General features: G+C 73.9%; 14 protein-coding genes. 7 read left to right on the top strand and 7 right to left on the bottom strand.

What is annotated here, in order from left to right; all coding sequences use genetic code 11:
• Window positions 1-2: 2 nt before the first annotated feature.
• The 5 genes from ACFYNO_RS17645 to ACFYNO_RS17625 all read left to right on the top strand — a co-directional run bounded on the left by ACFYNO_RS17645 (window position 3) and on the right by ACFYNO_RS17625 (window position 6,812).
• The gene (locus ACFYNO_RS17645; protein WP_388012288.1) at window positions 3-860 is read left to right on the top strand and encodes an ABC transporter permease; all 858 of its coding nucleotides are present in this window, start codon (window positions 3-5) and stop codon (window positions 858-860) included.
• The gene (locus tag ACFYNO_RS17640) at window positions 857-2,464 is read left to right on the top strand and encodes an ABC transporter ATP-binding protein (protein ID WP_388012286.1); all 1,608 of its coding nucleotides are present in this window, start codon (window positions 857-859) and stop codon (window positions 2,462-2,464) included. The genes ACFYNO_RS17645 and ACFYNO_RS17640 overlap by 4 nt, the downstream gene beginning before the upstream one ends.
• Window positions 2,465-2,523: 59 nt before the next feature.
• Window positions 2,524-3,456 carry a GNAT family N-acetyltransferase gene (locus ACFYNO_RS17635; RefSeq protein ID WP_388012283.1) on the top strand — a complete coding sequence of 311 codons (933 nt, stop codon included), beginning with the start codon at window positions 2,524-2,526 and terminating at the stop codon, window positions 3,454-3,456.
• Between the two features lie 99 nt (window positions 3,457-3,555).
• Window positions 3,556-4,071 (top strand): hypothetical protein, encoded by a 516-nt coding sequence (locus ACFYNO_RS17630; RefSeq protein ID WP_388012280.1) that lies wholly within the window; start codon window positions 3,556-3,558, stop codon window positions 4,069-4,071.
• 350 nt (window positions 4,072-4,421) lie between these two features.
• The gene (locus ACFYNO_RS17625; protein WP_388012277.1) at window positions 4,422-6,812 is read left to right on the top strand and encodes a helicase-associated domain-containing protein; all 2,391 of its coding nucleotides are present in this window, start codon (window positions 4,422-4,424) and stop codon (window positions 6,810-6,812) included.
• A gap of 73 nt (window positions 6,813-6,885) precedes the next feature.
• Here ACFYNO_RS17625 and ACFYNO_RS17620 read toward each other — a convergent pair whose 3' ends face one another.
• From ACFYNO_RS17620 to ACFYNO_RS17595, 6 genes are read right to left on the bottom strand one after another with little or no spacing between them, the layout of a single operon-like run.
• Window positions 6,886-7,656 carry an urease accessory protein UreD gene (locus tag ACFYNO_RS17620; RefSeq protein ID WP_388012274.1) on the bottom strand — a complete coding sequence of 257 codons (771 nt, stop codon included), beginning with the start codon at window positions 7,654-7,656 and terminating at the stop codon, window positions 6,886-6,888.
• Window positions 7,653-8,339 carry an urease accessory protein UreG gene (gene ureG, locus ACFYNO_RS17615; protein ID WP_388012271.1) on the bottom strand — a complete coding sequence of 229 codons (687 nt, stop codon included), beginning with the start codon at window positions 8,337-8,339 and terminating at the stop codon, window positions 7,653-7,655. The genes ACFYNO_RS17620 and ureG overlap by 4 nt, the downstream gene beginning before the upstream one ends.
• A 23-nt stretch (window positions 8,340-8,362) precedes the next feature.
• Complete coding sequence (locus ACFYNO_RS17610; protein ID WP_388012268.1) at window positions 8,363-9,040, bottom strand: urease accessory protein UreF; 678 nt, start codon at window positions 9,038-9,040, stop codon at window positions 8,363-8,365.
• A 7-nt stretch (window positions 9,041-9,047) separates the two neighbouring features.
• Window positions 9,048-10,766 carry an urease subunit alpha gene (locus ACFYNO_RS17605; protein ID WP_388012584.1) on the bottom strand — a complete coding sequence of 573 codons (1,719 nt, stop codon included), beginning with the start codon at window positions 10,764-10,766 and terminating at the stop codon, window positions 9,048-9,050.
• 26 nt (window positions 10,767-10,792) lie between these two features.
• The gene (locus ACFYNO_RS17600) at window positions 10,793-11,104 is read right to left on the bottom strand and encodes an urease subunit beta (protein ID WP_388012265.1); all 312 of its coding nucleotides are present in this window, start codon (window positions 11,102-11,104) and stop codon (window positions 10,793-10,795) included.
• Between the two features lie 13 nt (window positions 11,105-11,117).
• A complete protein-coding gene (locus ACFYNO_RS17595; RefSeq protein ID WP_388012262.1) occupies window positions 11,118-11,420 on the bottom strand; it encodes an urease subunit gamma in 303 nt (100 codons plus the stop codon).
• Between the two features lie 340 nt (window positions 11,421-11,760).
• Here ACFYNO_RS17595 and ACFYNO_RS17590 point away from each other — a divergent pair, with 340 nt between their 5' ends.
• Complete coding sequence (locus ACFYNO_RS17590; RefSeq protein WP_388012259.1) at window positions 11,761-13,419, top strand: allantoin permease; 1,659 nt, start codon at window positions 11,761-11,763, stop codon at window positions 13,417-13,419.
• 103 nt (window positions 13,420-13,522) lie between these two features.
• Here the strand turns inward: ACFYNO_RS17590 and ACFYNO_RS17585 are convergent, their stop codons facing one another.
• Window positions 13,523-14,005: a MarR family winged helix-turn-helix transcriptional regulator gene (locus ACFYNO_RS17585; RefSeq protein ID WP_388012256.1), complete on the bottom strand. Its 483-nt coding sequence runs from the start codon at window positions 14,003-14,005 to the stop codon at window positions 13,523-13,525.
• Between the two features lie 42 nt (window positions 14,006-14,047).
• Between ACFYNO_RS17585 and ACFYNO_RS17580 the strand changes: the two genes are divergently transcribed.
• Complete coding sequence (locus tag ACFYNO_RS17580; protein WP_388012253.1) at window positions 14,048-14,953, top strand: alpha/beta hydrolase; 906 nt, start codon at window positions 14,048-14,050, stop codon at window positions 14,951-14,953.
• The last annotated feature ends 3 nt before the right edge of the window (window positions 14,954-14,956 follow it).

Genomic DNA, 14,956 nt, shown 5'->3' with positions numbered 1-14,956 from the left:
TGATGACCGCATCGACCGTACCGATCCCGTCCACCCTGCCGCGGCGCCGGCGCGGACCGCTGCTCACCGGGCTGCTCAGTCCGCGCGGGCTGAGCGGGCTGGCGCTGGTCGGCACCGTGGCACTGGCCGGACTGCTGGCGCCGCTGCTGACCGGCGCCGACCCGACCGCGCAGAGCGCCCAGGCCCTCCTCGGCCCCACGGGGGCCCACCCGTTCGGCACCGACGAGCTCGGGCGCGACCTGTTCAGCCGGGTGCTGCACGGGATCGGCACCGACCTTCTGATCAGTCTCACCGCCGTGCCGATCGGGGCCCTCACGGGCTCCGCGCTGGCGCTGCTGGCCGCCGGCACCCGCTGGGCCGACCCGGTGGTGCAGCGGCTCTTCGACCTGGTGCTCGCCTTTCCGGGGCTGATCCTGGCGCTCGCCGTCACGGCGCTGCTCGGGCCGGGGCGCTGGCCCGTGGTGATCGTCATCGCCCTGGCCGAAGTGCCCGGGTTCGGACGCCAGTTGCGTGCCGGACTGCTGGTGCAGCGGGAGCGCGACTACGCCTTGGCGGCCCGGGTGGGCGGCGCCTCCCGAGCCCGGGTGCTCCTGCGGCACGTGCTGCCGAACGCCGTCGACCCGCTGATCGTGCAGGGCGCGATCGCGCTCTCGCTGGCCGTCTTCATCGAGGGCGCGATGAGCTTCCTCGGGGTGGGCATCCGCCCGCCGGAGCCGTCGCTCGGCGGCATCCTGAGCCAGTCCATGGCCTACCTGTCCACCCACCCGACCTACGCGGCGGCGCCGCTGGTCGCGGTGACCGCACTGGTCCTCGGCTTCACCCTGATCGCCGAGGCGCTGAACCGGGGGTTCCGCCGGTGACCCGTCCCTCTCGTCCGTCCGATCAGCCGGTACTCGAAGTCCGGGACCTGCACGTCGAGTTCGGCGCGGAGCCGGCCGTCTCCGGGGTCTCCTTCCGGCTCGCCGCCGGGGAGTCCCTGGGGCTGGTCGGCGAGTCCGGCTCCGGCAAGTCCACCACCGCGCTGGCGCTGCTGCGGATGCTGCCCCGGGGCGGGCGGATCACCGGCGGCTCGATCCTGCTCGGCGGCCAGGATCTGGCCGGACTGCCGGAACCGGAGCTGCGGGCGCTGCGCGGACGGCGGATCGCGATGGTCTTCCAGGATCCGATGTCCGCGCTCAACCCGGTGCTGACGATCGGCCGGCAGCTCGACGAGGCGCTGCGGGCCCACGGCTCGGCCCGGCCCGCCGAGCGGGCCGCCCGCGCGCTGGAGCTGCTGGAGCTGGTCGGCATCCCCGACGCGGCGGCCAGGCTGCGCGACCATCCGCACCGGTTCTCCGGCGGCCAGCGGCAGCGGGTCATGATCGCGCTGGCGCTGGCCGGCGAGCCCGAGGTGCTGGTGGCCGACGAGCCGACCACCGCCCTGGATCCGACCGTCCAGCAGCAGATCCTCCGGTTGCTGGAGCGGATCAACCGGACCACCGGCACCGCGCTGCTGGTGATCAGCCACGACCTCGGGGTGATCTCCTCGACCTGCCGGCGGGTGCTGGTGCTGCGGCACGGGCGGGTGGTCGAGGAGGGGCCCACCGCAGCGGTGCTGACCCGCCCGCGGCACGGTTACACCGGGGAGTTGCTGGCCGCCGTACCGCGGCTGGAGGCTCCGTCGGCCGCGGCGGCGAACAGCACGCCGGGGACCGAGCCGCTGCTCACCGTCTCCGGCCTGCGCAAGGTCTACGGCTCCGGTCGGCGGCGGCTGACCGCGCTGGACGGCGTGGACCTGACGGTGCGTCCGGGTGAGACGGTGGGGCTGCTCGGCGAGTCCGGCTCCGGCAAGTCCACCCTGGCCCGCGCGCTGGTGCAGCTGCACCGGCCGACCTCCGGGGAGATCCGGTTCCGCGGGCGCCCGCTCGACCGGGCCGCCGCACGCCGGATCCAGCTGGTCTTCCAGGATCCGTACGCCTCGCTCAACCCCCGGCTGACGGTGGGCCGGATCCTCGCCGAGCCGATGGTGGCGCACGGCCTGCCGGACCGTCCGCGCCGGGTGGCCGAGCTGCTGCGCAAGGTGGGCCTGGAGCCGGGGGCGGCCGACCGGCTGCCGCGCGAGTTCTCCGGCGGCCAGCGGCAGCGGATCGGCATCGCCCGGGCCCTCGCGCCGGAGCCCGAACTGCTCGTCTGCGACGAGCCGGTGTCGGCGCTGGACGTCTCGGTGCAGGCCCAGGTGCTGGAACTGATCGCCGAACTCCAGCGCGAACTGGGGCTGGCGGTGCTCTTCATCGCACACGACCTGGCCGTGGTGCGGCAGGTCAGCCACCGGATCGCGGTGATGCGGGGCGGCCGGATCGTCGAGACCGGCCCGGCCGACCGGGTCGCCACCGCGCCGGAGCACCCCTACACGGCCGAACTCCTGGCTGCGGTGCCCCGCTTGGAGCGTCCCGTCGGCACCCTGGGAGGTGCTGCCGGGGGTTGACCGACCGCGTGCGGGAATTCCTTTGACAACGACCGAGTTGAGGGCCATATCCTGCGACGATGACCGACTTCACGCAGCTCACCGACCCTGCCGACTGGCTCCCGGCCGTGCGGCAGCGCCTCTGCGAGGCCTACCAGGCGACCGGTTTGCCGGACGCGGCCGCCACCGCGTACACCGACACGATTCTGGAGAAGAGCGGGGAGTGGACGGCGACGGCGGTCCTCGACGACGGCGGCCGCCGGGTCGGCCTGGTGGCGACCCACCTGGTGGAGCGGGTCGGCGAGCTGGCCGGCTGGGTGCGGGCGCTCTGGACCGACCCCGCCCTGGACGGGACCGGCGAGCACCGCCGGGCCGCTCTCGAGTGGGCCGAGCGCTGGTGCGCGGAGCGCGGCGCCGCGCAGGTCAAGGTGCGGCTGGCGGAGCCGGACCCGCTCTTCGCCGCCTACCGGCCGACCGGCAGCGCCCGGATCAAGCCGGTGGGCGCCGCGGCGGAGGAGCCCGGCGTGCTGGGCGGCGTCAGTTGGCGTCCGCTCAGCGAAGCCGAGTACCCTGCCTGGCTGGCCCACGAGCAGGAGGCCTACGCCGGCGACATGCTGCGCTCCGGCGGCTGGACGGCCGAGCAGGCCCGGGAGACCAGCGCGCAGGACTTCGCCCGGCTGCTCCCCGACGGCCCGGCCACGGCCGACAACGCGCTGATCGTGATGGAGGCGGGCGGCGAGGTGATCGGCCACGGCTGGCTCCGCCACCGCCACCTGCCCGGCGTCACCTTCGGCTACGGCCTCCAGGTGCACCCGCGGTTCCGCGGCCAGGGCCACGGCCGGGCGGCGATGGCGCTGGGCGAGCAGGTGGTCCGAGCGGCCGGGGACGAGGTGCTGATGCTCAATGTGTTCGGCGGCAACGAGGTCGCGATGTCGCTCTACAGCGCGGTCGGCTACCGGGTGCTGGAGGAGTACCGGGCGCTGGCGCTGGAACAGCCGGCCGAGGAACGCTGACGATGCGGTAGGTTCTCACCGTTCGTTCACCCCTCCCCCATCGGAGTCGACTCCTCGATGACTGCTGCCTGCCCCCAATGCGCCGAGTCGGACCGGACGGTGCCGCTCGAGAGCGCGCTGTCCGATCCGGCCGAGCCCTTCGGCCCGGAGACAGCCAAGCTGCTCGCCCCACCCGCCGAGCCGAGGCTCGACGACGTCCCGCAGACCAAGGGGACCACGGCGCTCTTCGTGATCGGCGGGATCCTCGGCGTGCTGGCGGTCATGTCGGTCCTGCCGAACCCGAATTCCAGCGCCACCCAGGTCCTGTCGAACCTGGGCCGGTTCGTCCTTCCGGCGATCCTGCTCGGGGTTGCCCGCTCCAAGCGCAAGGAACAACGCCGGGCGGCCATGACCGCGCCCGGCCCGGCCAAGCAGGCCGAGGTGGACCGCTGGCGGCTGCGGATGCGGGTGTGGCAGGCGGCGTGGGTCTGCCGCCGGTGCCGGGTCACCTTCTTCCCGGCGGACTCGATCCGGCCGGACTTCCCGGCCTCGCCCGCGATCAAGGTGGCGGAGTTCCCGCTCTGGGTGATGACCGCCACGGACCGTGCCTTCGGTCCGCCGGTGACGGCAGCCTGACGCTCCGTCAGGTCGACGTCACCCGCGCGCCACACGCCGGCGCCGGCCGCCAGAACACTCCGTGCGGTCACGCCCCCTTCGAGGTGGACTACGGGCCGGGCACGGTCACCGTGCACGCCAACGGAGCCCACGGTCGGGTCACGGACGTGGACGGCAACGAGATCGACTGCGGGCACGGCCGTCCGCCCCGGGCCTCCTGACGGGGTGACGCCGGGCCGCAGTTCTGCCGCCCTTTCAGGAACCGCACCCTTCCGAGTGACGCGTACGGCCCCGGCGATGCGAGACCATGAGCAGACCGTCCGCCGTCCCGCGCGGGCGGCGGACCTGTGGAACGGCGAGGTGGCCCCATCATGGCGAGCGGTTCGGCCCTGGCCGGCTGGCTGCACCGGCTCGACGCGGCTCAGCTGTCCCGCGTCCTGGCGAGGCGTCCCGACGCGGTGGCGGCCCCGGTGCCCCGCACGGTAGGTGAGCTGGCGGACCGGCTGCAGCGCACGGCGTCCGTGGCGCTGGCGCTCGGCCGGCTGACCCTGCCCGAGCTCCAGGTGCTGGAGGCACTCACCGCGCTCACGCCGGCGCCCGGGGACCTCCTGGCGCAGCTGCTGGACGCGTCGGAGGGTGATCGCGCCCGTCGGCTGGACGAGGTGCTGGCGGCGCTCGGCGACCACGCCCTGGTGTGGCCCGGCGGCGATGGGCTGCTGCGCACCGCACCGGCCCTGCGGAGGTTCTGGGAGCTGCCGCTGGGCTTGGACGCGCCGCTGGAGCCCCTGCTGGCGGGGGCGACCTCGGAGGACCTGGGCCGGATGGTGGCGGCCCTGGGCATCCGGTCGGCCGGTGCCCGCAAGCAGCAGCGGCTGGACGCGCTGCTCGACCATCACCGCGACCCGGACCGGCTGCTGGCCCTGGTGGCCCGTGCCCCGAAGGCCACCAGGGAGTTGCTCGCCCGGTGGGCGTCCGGCGAACCGGGTTCCGGCAGCGAGCCGGCCGCACGGTGGGCGGTGGAGCGGGCACTGCTGGTCCGGCACCGGCACCAGTGGTACGACTCGGCCCGGATGCCCGCGGAGGTGTCGCTGGCGCTGCGCGACGCCGGTTGGCGCGCGCCGTTCGCCCCGGTACCGCCTGCCGTGGAGCCGAGCCCGGTGAGCGCCGCGGAGCTCGAGCGCGAGGCCGCGGCCGCGGGGATGGCGTTCGTCTCCGCCGCGTCCGCCGCCCTGCGGGCGTGCGCGACGACTCCCCCGGCGCGGCTGAAGTCCGGCGGGATCGGCGCTCGCGAGCTGGCCCGGATCGGCAAGACGGCCCAGTGCGGCGGGACCGAGGTCCGCATCGCGCTGGAACTGGCTCATGCGGCAGGTGTGCTGGCCTTCGACGGCGACCGGCTGGCAGTCACCGGCGCCTACGACCGGTGGGCCGAGCAGGAACCCGCCGAGCGGCTCTCCCTCCTCCTGCGGACCTGGTGGGCCCTGCCGCTGACGCCCGGCGAGAGCCGCGACGAGGACGGCAAGCCCCTGGCCGCCCTCGCGGGAGCGGGCTCGCTGCGGCACGCCGCCCGCCCCGAGGAGCGCCGCCAACTGCTCGCGACCGCGGCCGAACTCCCGGCCGGCGAAGGCGCGAGGAACCCGGCCGACCTGGCCGAGCGGCTCGCCTGGCGCCGCCCGCTCCTCGACCGGCTCCCCCAGGACGAGCGCCCGTTCGCCACCCTGGTCCGGGAGGTCGAGCTCCTGGGGGTGCTCGCCCGGGGCGCCCTGACCCCGCTCGGCCGTGCCCTGCTCGCCGACGACTCCGACGCCCTGACCGCAGCCTGTCAGCGGCTGCTGCCCGCCGCCACGGCCACCGCACGCTTCGGCAGCGATCTCACCGCCGTCGTCTCCGGCACGCCCTCGACCTTCCTCGCCACGCTGCTGGATTCGGTCGCCGACCGGGAGACGACCGGCGCGGCCTCCGTCTGGCGGTTCAGTCCGCGCAGCGTCCGCCGGGCGCTCGACTCCGGGCGGTCGTCCGACGACCTGACCACCGACCTGGCGGCGGTGGCGGTCGGACCGCTACCGCAGACTCTGTCCTACCTGATCCAGGATGCCTCCCGGGGCCACGGTCGGATCCGCGTCGCGGCCGCCGCCAGTGTGATCCACGGTGAGGAGCCCGCGCTGCTGGCCGAGTTGGCCGCCCACCGCAAGCTCGCACCGCTCGGGCTGCGGCTGTTGGCGCCCACCGTCCTGATCTGCCGGACCCCGCTGGACAAGACGCTCACCGCGCTGCGCGCCGCCGGGTACGCTCCCGTCGCGGAGAAGGCGGACGGGAGCATCCGGATCGAGCGGGCCGAACCGCACCGCGCGGCCGGCCCCGTCCTCCCGCCACCGCGCCGATCGGCGACCGAATCGCCTGCCGTGAAAGCGGCCGAACCCCTGGATGCGGTGGACCTCGGTGTGCTGGCGGGCCGACTCCTGGGCGTCGTCGCTCACCTGCCCGACCCCGACCCGGACCGGGGGCGCCCGTTCCACAGCGACACCGAGGAGATCATCGCCGGGTCGGCCCACGGCCTCTCCTTCACGGACGTCCGCCAACTGGCCCACGCCCTCGATGAGGGCCTGCCGATCACCATCGAGTATGTGGCCGCCTCGGGCGACCTGACCATACGCACCCTCAGCCGGCTGGAGCTCGACGCTCCCTTCCTCCAGGCCTGGTGCCACCTGCGCGAGGACGGGCGGATGTTCACCCTCTCACGCATCCAGGCGGTGATGCCCGCCTGAACCACCACCCGCGGTCGGGCCGATCCACCTGGCCACCACCACCCGTACCGCGGGGGTGCACGGCTCTCCCGCGTCACCCTGCGGGCGTGACAGCGGGCACTCGCTCCTGAGCGGACAGGGAGCACAGGGCGGCTCGGACCTCCATCGCGCCCGCCGCCACGGCGGTGAGCAGGGTCAGTCCCTCGCCCACCGGGAACGCCGCCGCGCCGGTCACCGGGGTGGGAGCGCAGGTCCGGGTGGTCAGGAGCTGGCCGAGCGCCCGGTTGCCGCCGAGCACCGCCGGGCCGTCCCAGCCTGGGGGCGCGCCGGCGCCGATGTCCGTCGACTGGTCGAGCACGGCCCGGCCGTCCTGGTGGACCGTCAGGCGCGATGTCAGGCGCCCCGGGGGTTCGCCGTGGCGGCCGAGGACCTGTTCCTCGCGCAGGTGCACCCGTGCGCCGGCGCCGAGGCGGACGCGGGTCCACAGGCGCAGCGAGCTGGCCGCCGCGGCGATCACGGGTTCCGGGAGCCATTCGAGGTCGGCGTCCGCGCCCACCGTGAGGTCCAGGTCGTAGTGCGCCGGTGCCGGTTCCCGTCCCGGCAGGCTCACCGTGGCGGCGGCGCTGGTGACCAGCAGCCTGGCACCTGGCTCGACCACCGCCTCCACCCGGAGCCGGTCCCCGCCCAGCGGCGCCGCCATCGCGCCGACGAGCACCACGTGCGCGGCGCCGGTCCCGTCCGGATGGCGGCTGCGGCGCGGAGCCAGCGGGCCGTCACCGGCCAGCTCGCCCAGCACGGTGCCGCCGCGGCCGTCCGCGACGGCCCGGATCCGCGCCACGGCGCGGACGCCGTGCCCGCCGGTCACCCGCGGCGCCACTGCGCCAGCCGCTCCCGCACCCAGGCCGCGATCGGCGCGACACCGTCGGGGGCCACCAGGGAGCAGAACACGACCGGCAGTTCACGGCGCTGCGCGGCCGCGTCGCGGGCCATCACCGACAGGTCGGCGCCGACCAGCGGCGCGAGGTCCGTCTTGTTGACCACGAGCAGGTCGGAGCTGGTCACCCCGGGACCGCCCTTGCGCGGGATCTTGTCGCCGCCGGAGACGTCGATGACGAAGATCTGATGGTCCACCAGGCCCCGGCTGAACGTGGCCGTGAGGTTGTCGCCGCCGCTCTCCACGAGCACCAGGTCCAGCGGGCCGACTGCGGCCTCCAGCTCCTCCACGGCCTCCAGGTTGGCGCTGATGTCGTCGCGGATGGCGGTGTGCGGGCAGCAGCCGGTCTCCACCGCGGTGATCCGTTCGGGTGGCAGGACGGCGTGGCGCAGCAGGAACTCGGCGTCCTCGGTGGTGTAGATGTCGTTGGTGACGACCGCGAGGGAGAGCTCCTCGCGCAGGGCCCGGCAGAGCGCCGCGACGGTCGCCGTCTTGCCCGAGCCGACGGGGCCGCCCAGGCCGATCCGCAGCGCCCGCCGGGTGCCGGTGCCCGGCAGGTCCGCGGCCGGGGCGGCGTGGTGGCCGGGCAGGACGAGGTCGGGGTCAACGTGCATGGTCACTCCAGTCGTCGGGGTGGTCAGGTCGCGAAGAGGCGGACCGGCCAACGGGCGTGGTCCTCGGCCGCCAGGTCGAGCAGGGGCGCGCCGAGCGTCGGCAGCAGGTCGACGTCCCCGGTCGCGGCCGCGGCGACGGCTTCCCGCGCGATCGCGGCGACCGGGGGCGCGAGCCGGGCCAGCACCGCCGCGGCCTCGAACGGGTCGAGCCCCAGCAGCCGCACGCAGGCCGTCACCGGTCCGGACACGGACTCGTAGGCCACGGCGGTGGCGGCGTCCGCCGGCGAGAGGCCCGCGGCCGCGGCCACCACGCCGAACACCACCGGCTGGTGCGCTCCGCCCGGGGCGGCACCGGCCAGCCGCTCCAGTGCGGGATCGGGCCACGCCGCCCTGGCCGCGCGCAGCAGTTGCCGGCCGAGCCGCCGGGACGCCGCGCGCAGGGCCGGGGAGGGCGTGCGGATCTCGGCGGCGTGGTCCAGCACGAGCGGGTCCGTAGCGCCCGCCGCGGCCGCCGCCAGCGCGGCGGCCGTCAGGCCCGTGGTGTGCAGGCGTCCGGTGCAGAACGCCTCCAGGGTCCGTGCGTCGCCCACCCGCCCCGCCCGGACGGCCGACTCCACGCCGCCGGAGTGCGCGTGGCCGCCCGCCGGGAAGCGGCCGTCGGCCAGCACCAGCAGCGCCGGATCGGTCGGAGGCCGTGTCACGGCGGCCTCAGAAGAGGAAGTAGCGCTGGGTCATGGGCAGTTCCTCGGCCGGATGCGGTTCGACGACCTCGCCGTCGATCCGCACCGTGAAGCTGTCGGGCTCGACCGTCACGCCGGGCAGCGCGGTGTTCTCGCGCATGTGCTCCTTGCGCACGCCCCGGGTGTTGCGGATCGCGGTGAAGGCCTTCGCGACGCCCAGTTCCTCACCGAGCCGGGCCGGCAGACCGGCCTCCAGGGCCGACTCCGTCACGAAGTTGACCGAGTTGGCCGACGGCGCCCGCCCGATCGCCCCGAACATCGGTCGCGGGAGCACGGGTTGCGGCGTGGGGATCGAGGCGTTCGCGTCGCCCATCTGGGCCCAGGCGATCTGGCCGCCCTTGATCACCAGATCCGGCTTGACGCCGAAGAACGCCGGGCTCCACAGCACCAGGTCGGCGAGCTTGCCCGGTTCGACGGAACCGATCTGCCCGTCCATGCCCTGCGCGATGGCCGGGTTGATCGTGTACTTGGCCACGTAGCGGCGCGCCCGCGCGTTGTCCGCGGGCCCGTCCCCGGGCAGCGCGCCGCGGCGGCGCTTCATCACGTGCGCGGTCTGCCAGGTGCGCAGGACGACTTCGCCGATCCGGCCCATGGCCTGCGAGTCCGAGCTGATGATCGAGATCGCGCCGAGGTCGTGCAGCACGTCCTCCGCGGCGATCGTGGAGGGCCGGATCCGCGACTCGGCGAACGCCAGGTCCTCCGGTACGTCGGCGCTGAGGTGGTGGCAGACCATCAGCATGTCCAGGTGCTCGGCCACCGTGTTGCGGGTGTGCGGGCGGGTCGGGTTGGTCGAGCTGGGCAGGATGTTGGGTTCGGAGACGACGGTGATGATGTCGGGCGCGTGCCCGCCGCCCGCGCCCTCGGCGTGGTAGGCGTGGATGCCGCGCCCGGCGATCGCCGCCAGGGTGTCCTGCACGAAGCCCGCCTCGTTCAGGGTGTCCGTGTGGAGGGCGAGCTGCGCACCGCTCTCCTCGCAGACGCGCAGGCAGGCGTCGATGACGGCGGGGGTGGCCCCCCAGTCCTCGTGGATCTTGAAACCGACGGCGCCGCCGCGCAGTTGCGCGTGCATCGCGTCCGCCGACACCGTGTTGCCGCGGCCCAGCAGGCCGAGGTTGACCGGGTACTGCTCGGCCGCGGCGAACATCCGGGCCAGGTGCCACGAGCCGGGCGTGATCGTGGTCGCCTTGGAGCCCTCGGCCGGACCGGTGCCGCCGCCGAGCAGCGTGGTCACGCCGCTCGCGAGTGCCTCCTCGAACAACTGCGGGCAGATGAAGTGCACATGGGCGTCCACCGCGCCGGCGGTGAGGATCCTGCCGTTGCCGGCGATCACCTCGGTCTCCGGGCCGATCACCAGCTGCGGATGGACACCGTCCATCGTCTCGGGGTTCCCGGCCTTGCCCAGCGCCGTGATCAGCCCGTCGCGGATGCCGACGTCGGCCTTGACGACCCCCCAGTGGTCCAGCACCACCGCGCCGGTGATGACGGTGTCCGGCGCGCCCTCGGCGCGGGACACGCGGCTCTGGCCCATCGACTCGCGGATCACCTTGCCGCCGCCGAAGACCACCTCGTCCCCGCCCGCGCAGCGGTCCTCCTCGACCTCGATCAGCAGGTCGGTGTCGGCCAGCCGGATCCGGTCCCCGACGGTCGGGCCGTACAGGTCGGCATAGCGGCGCCGGGTGACGGTCAGCGCCGGGGGCGTGCGGTGCTGCGCCGTCACGAGTCCACCCGTCCCGCCGTCTCGCCGCGCAGGCCCCACACCTCGCGCCGGCCGCCCAGCGGCACCAGCTCCACCCGCATCGCGATGCCCGGTTCGAACCGCACCGCCGTGCCCGCGGGCACGTTCAGCCGCTGCCCGCGGGCGGCGGCGCGGTCGAAGTCGAGCCCGGGGTTGGCCTCCGCGAAGTGGTAGTGCGAGCCGACCTGCACCGGGCGGTCGCCGGTGTTCACGACCGTCAGTCCGGTCACGGTACGTCCCGCGTTGAGCTCGACCGGTCCGTCGCCGAGCAGCAGTTCTCCAGGAATCATGTGCGGCTCCCGCTCACTGGATGGGGTCGTGCAGGGTCACCAGCTTCGTCCCGTCGGGGAATGTCGCCTCCACCTGCGTTTCGCGGATCATTTCCGGCACACCTTCCATCACGTCGTCCCGGCCGAGGACCGAACGGCCCGACGCCATCAGTTCGATGACGGTGCGTCCGTCCCTCGCGCCTTCCAGGACGTGGACGGTCAGGATGGCGAGCGCCTCGGGATGGTTGAGCCGCAGCCCGCGCGCCCGGCGGGCCAGGGCGACGTCGGCCGCGACGTGGATCATCAGCCGTTCCTGCTCGTGGGGAGTCAGTCTCACGTCGTCGAACCCCTCTGGAGGACGAAGGCGAACACACCTTCGTGCCGCGGTTCCGGTCACCCTATAGCCGCCGGAGGAGCCGATCCGGCCTGCGCAACACGGAAGTAACCAGATCGACCCATGGCCGGTTATCCGAATGCGTCGGGGTCGGCTCCGGGCGCGTTCGAGGAGGCGGGACCCCCTCCGCGCGGACCTCCGACATGCCCGTTTCACACGGGCCGCGATCGTCCGAAACGGTCGCCTCCTAACGTCTCCCCCTATGAGCACCGGGTCGTGTACGGCTCGAGTGCGGCACGCCGGCACCTGACAAGCCATCACCCACACCTCGAGGGAGCGACCGATGAGCACCACCAGGCCCCGTGCCTCACAGGCCCCCAGCGCGGGAACGGCCGCGAGCCAGGCGACCACGGAGACGCTGGAGGACTACACCCTGCGCTTCGCGGCCCGCGGGTACCGCCGCTGGACCCCGATGGTCGTGGCGACCACCGCCCTGGGCGGCATCGCCTACATGGCCGACTTCTCCATCGGCGCCGGCATCGGCCTGACCCACGGCACCGGCAACGCGCTGGTCGCCATCGCGGTCGCGGCCGTGGTCATCTTCGTCACCGGCCTGCCCCTGGCCTACTACGGCGCCCGCTACAACATCGACCTCGACCTCATCACCCGCGGCTCCGGCTTCGGCTACTACGGTTCGGTCCTCACCAGCGTCATCTTCGCCAGCTTCACCTTCATCTTCTTCGCCCTCGAAGGCTCGATCATGGCCCAGGGACTGAAGTTGGGACTCGGCCTGCCGCTGTGGCTAGGCTACCTGGTCTCCACCTTCATGGTGATCCCGCTGGTCATCTACGGGATGAAGGCGCTCAGCAAGGTGCAGGTGTGGACCACCCCGATCTGGCTGCTGCTCATGGTCGCCCCGCTGGTCTACCTGATCGCCGAGGACCCCGGCACCGTAAACCGCTTCCTCGGCTACGCCGGCACCGGCGGCGACGGGGGCGTCAACACCCCCTCCGTACTCCTGGGCGCGGGCGTGTGCCTGTCCCTGATCGCGCAGATCGGCGAACAGATCGACTACCTGCGCTTCATGCCCCCGAGGACGCCGGAGAACAAGCGCGCCTGGTGGACCGCCGTGATCACGGCCGGCCCCGGCTGGGTGGTGCTCGGCGCGCTGAAGCAGGCCATCGGCGTCTTCCTCGCCGTCTACATCCTCGCCAGGGTCGGTCCGGTCGCCGCCACCGAACCGATCCAGCAGTTCCGCGGCGCCTTCCGGACGATGATGCCGTCCTGGGCGGTCGTGCCGCTGGCCGTCGCCCTGGTCGTGATCAGCCAGATCAAGATCAACGTGACCAACGCCTACTCCGGCTCGCTCGCCTGGACCAACTCCTTCACCCGCGTGACCAAGCACTACCCCGGCCGGATGGTCTTCGTCCTGGTCAACCTCGCCTTCGCGCTCACGCTGATGGAAGCCGACATGTTCAGCTTCCTCAACAACATCCTGGGCTTCTACTCGAACTGCGCCATCGCCTGGATCGTCACCGTCGCCACCGACATCGGCGTCAACAAGTACCTCCTCAAGCTCTCCCCCCTCCACCCGGAGTTCCGCCGCGGCATGCTCCACGCGGTGAACCCGGTCGGCGTCGTCTCCTTCGTCACCGCCTCCGCGCTCTCCATCGCCATGTACTTCCACGCGCTGGGCGACACCCTCCAGCCGTACTCCCCGGTGGCCGCCGCCGTCCTCGCCTTCGCGCTCACCCCGCTGATGGCGATCGCGACCAAGGGCAGGTACTACCTGCGCCGCACCGACGACGGCATCCAGGAGCCCCTGCTGGACGCCCACGGCAACCCCAGCGCCACCACCCTCGACTGCCACGTCTGCCACCAGCCCTACGAGCGCCCCGACTTGACGGCCTGCGCCGCCCACCGGGCAGCCGTCTGCTCGCTCTGCCTCAGCACCGACCGCACCGGGGAGCACGTCCTGCCCGCCGCACCCGCCGCCGCCTGACCACCGACGCGGCTCAATCCCCGACCCCGCTCGGCGCCGGTTCCGTTCCCGCCGCCGGGCGGGGAGGTTCGCGGGTGCGGCCGTTTCCGACCGTCGGCCGAGGTCAGCCCGCCGGGGTGCCCACCTGCCCGCGCTCCAGCGCGGCGCGCAGCGTCGCCATCGCCCCCGCGACCGCCGCCACGGCGCCGGCGTCGAGCGTGCCGCCGAACAGCTCGGCCAGGCCCTCCCGGAAGGTCCGCTCCGCCTCCGCCGCCAGCCCGGCGCCCTCCTCGGTCAGCTCGAGCAGCGAGGAGCGGCGGTCCGCCGGATTGGGCCGGCGCGCGGCCCAACCGCGCTGCTCCAGGCGGTCGATGCCCTTGCTGGTCGCGCCGACCCCGATGGCGAACTCGGCGGCGATGTCCGCCACCCGGCAGCCGGGGTGGTCGCGCAGGTAGGCCAGGAACTCGTACTGCGAGGCGACGATGCCGTGCTGCTCGCGCAGGCGGTCGCCGATGGCGTTGTAGAGCCGGGTCTCGCAGCGGACCAGGTCGGCGAAGAGCTCCGGAAAGTCGGCTGCGGCACCCTCCGCGCCCAATGTATATTCCATGGCATATAGTGTACAGGAATCCACCTACCGCGGGAGTCTGCCATGAGCAGGGAACAGCGCATCCAGGTCGACACGATCCTCCGTCAGCCCGGCCCCGAGGGGCCGCAGTCGGTCGAGCAGATCCGCGCCGGATTCCGGCAGCTGATGGATCAGATGATCGTGCCGCACGACCGCATCCGCACCGCGCCCGCCACGCTCGGCGGCCGGCCCGCGCTGCGCGTGGAACCGGTCGGCGACTCGGAGCGCGGCACCGGGACGATCCTCTACTTCCACGGCGGCGCCTGGGTCTTCGGCTCGCCGGAAACGGCCCTCTCGCTGACCGGGAACCTGGTGGCCAGGACCGGCCTCGGCGCCTACTCGGTGGACTACCGGCTCGCCCCCGAACACCCCTTCCCGGCAGCGATCGAGGACACCCTGAGCGCCTACCGGGCTCTGCTGGAGGGCGGCACGGACCCGTCCTCGATCGTCTTCGCGGGCGACTCCGCGGGCGGCGGCCTCGCCGTCACCACCGCCCTCGCCGCCCGGGACGCGGGTCTGCCGCTGCCCGCCGCCCTCCTGGCCTTCTCCCCCGGCACGGACGCGACCCGCACCGGCGAGAGCATCGACACCAAGGAGGGCATCGACCCGGTCTTCACCCGCGCCGGCCTGGAGCACACCGGCGCCATGTACCTGGCCGGCGCCGACCCCCGCCACCCGCTGCTCAGCCCCGCTGTGCACGCCGACCTGGCCGGCCTGCCCCCGATGCTGATCCAGGTCGGCGCCAACGAGCTCCTGCTGGACGACTCCACCCGGCTGGCCGCCCGCGCCACCGCGGCGGGCGTGGCCGTCATCCTGGACGTCACCGCCGACGTTCCGCACGTCTTCCAGTGCTTCGCGGGCGTCCTCGACGAGGCCGACGACGCCCTCGACCGGGCCGCCCTCTTCCTCCGCCAGCACCTCCGCCGCTAGGGG

This window comes from Kitasatospora sp. NPDC006697, assembly GCF_042869935.1.
Taxonomy (GTDB): Bacteria; Actinomycetota; Actinomycetes; order Streptomycetales; family Streptomycetaceae; genus Kitasatospora.
This window is presented reverse-complemented; position numbering and strand designations above follow the sequence as displayed.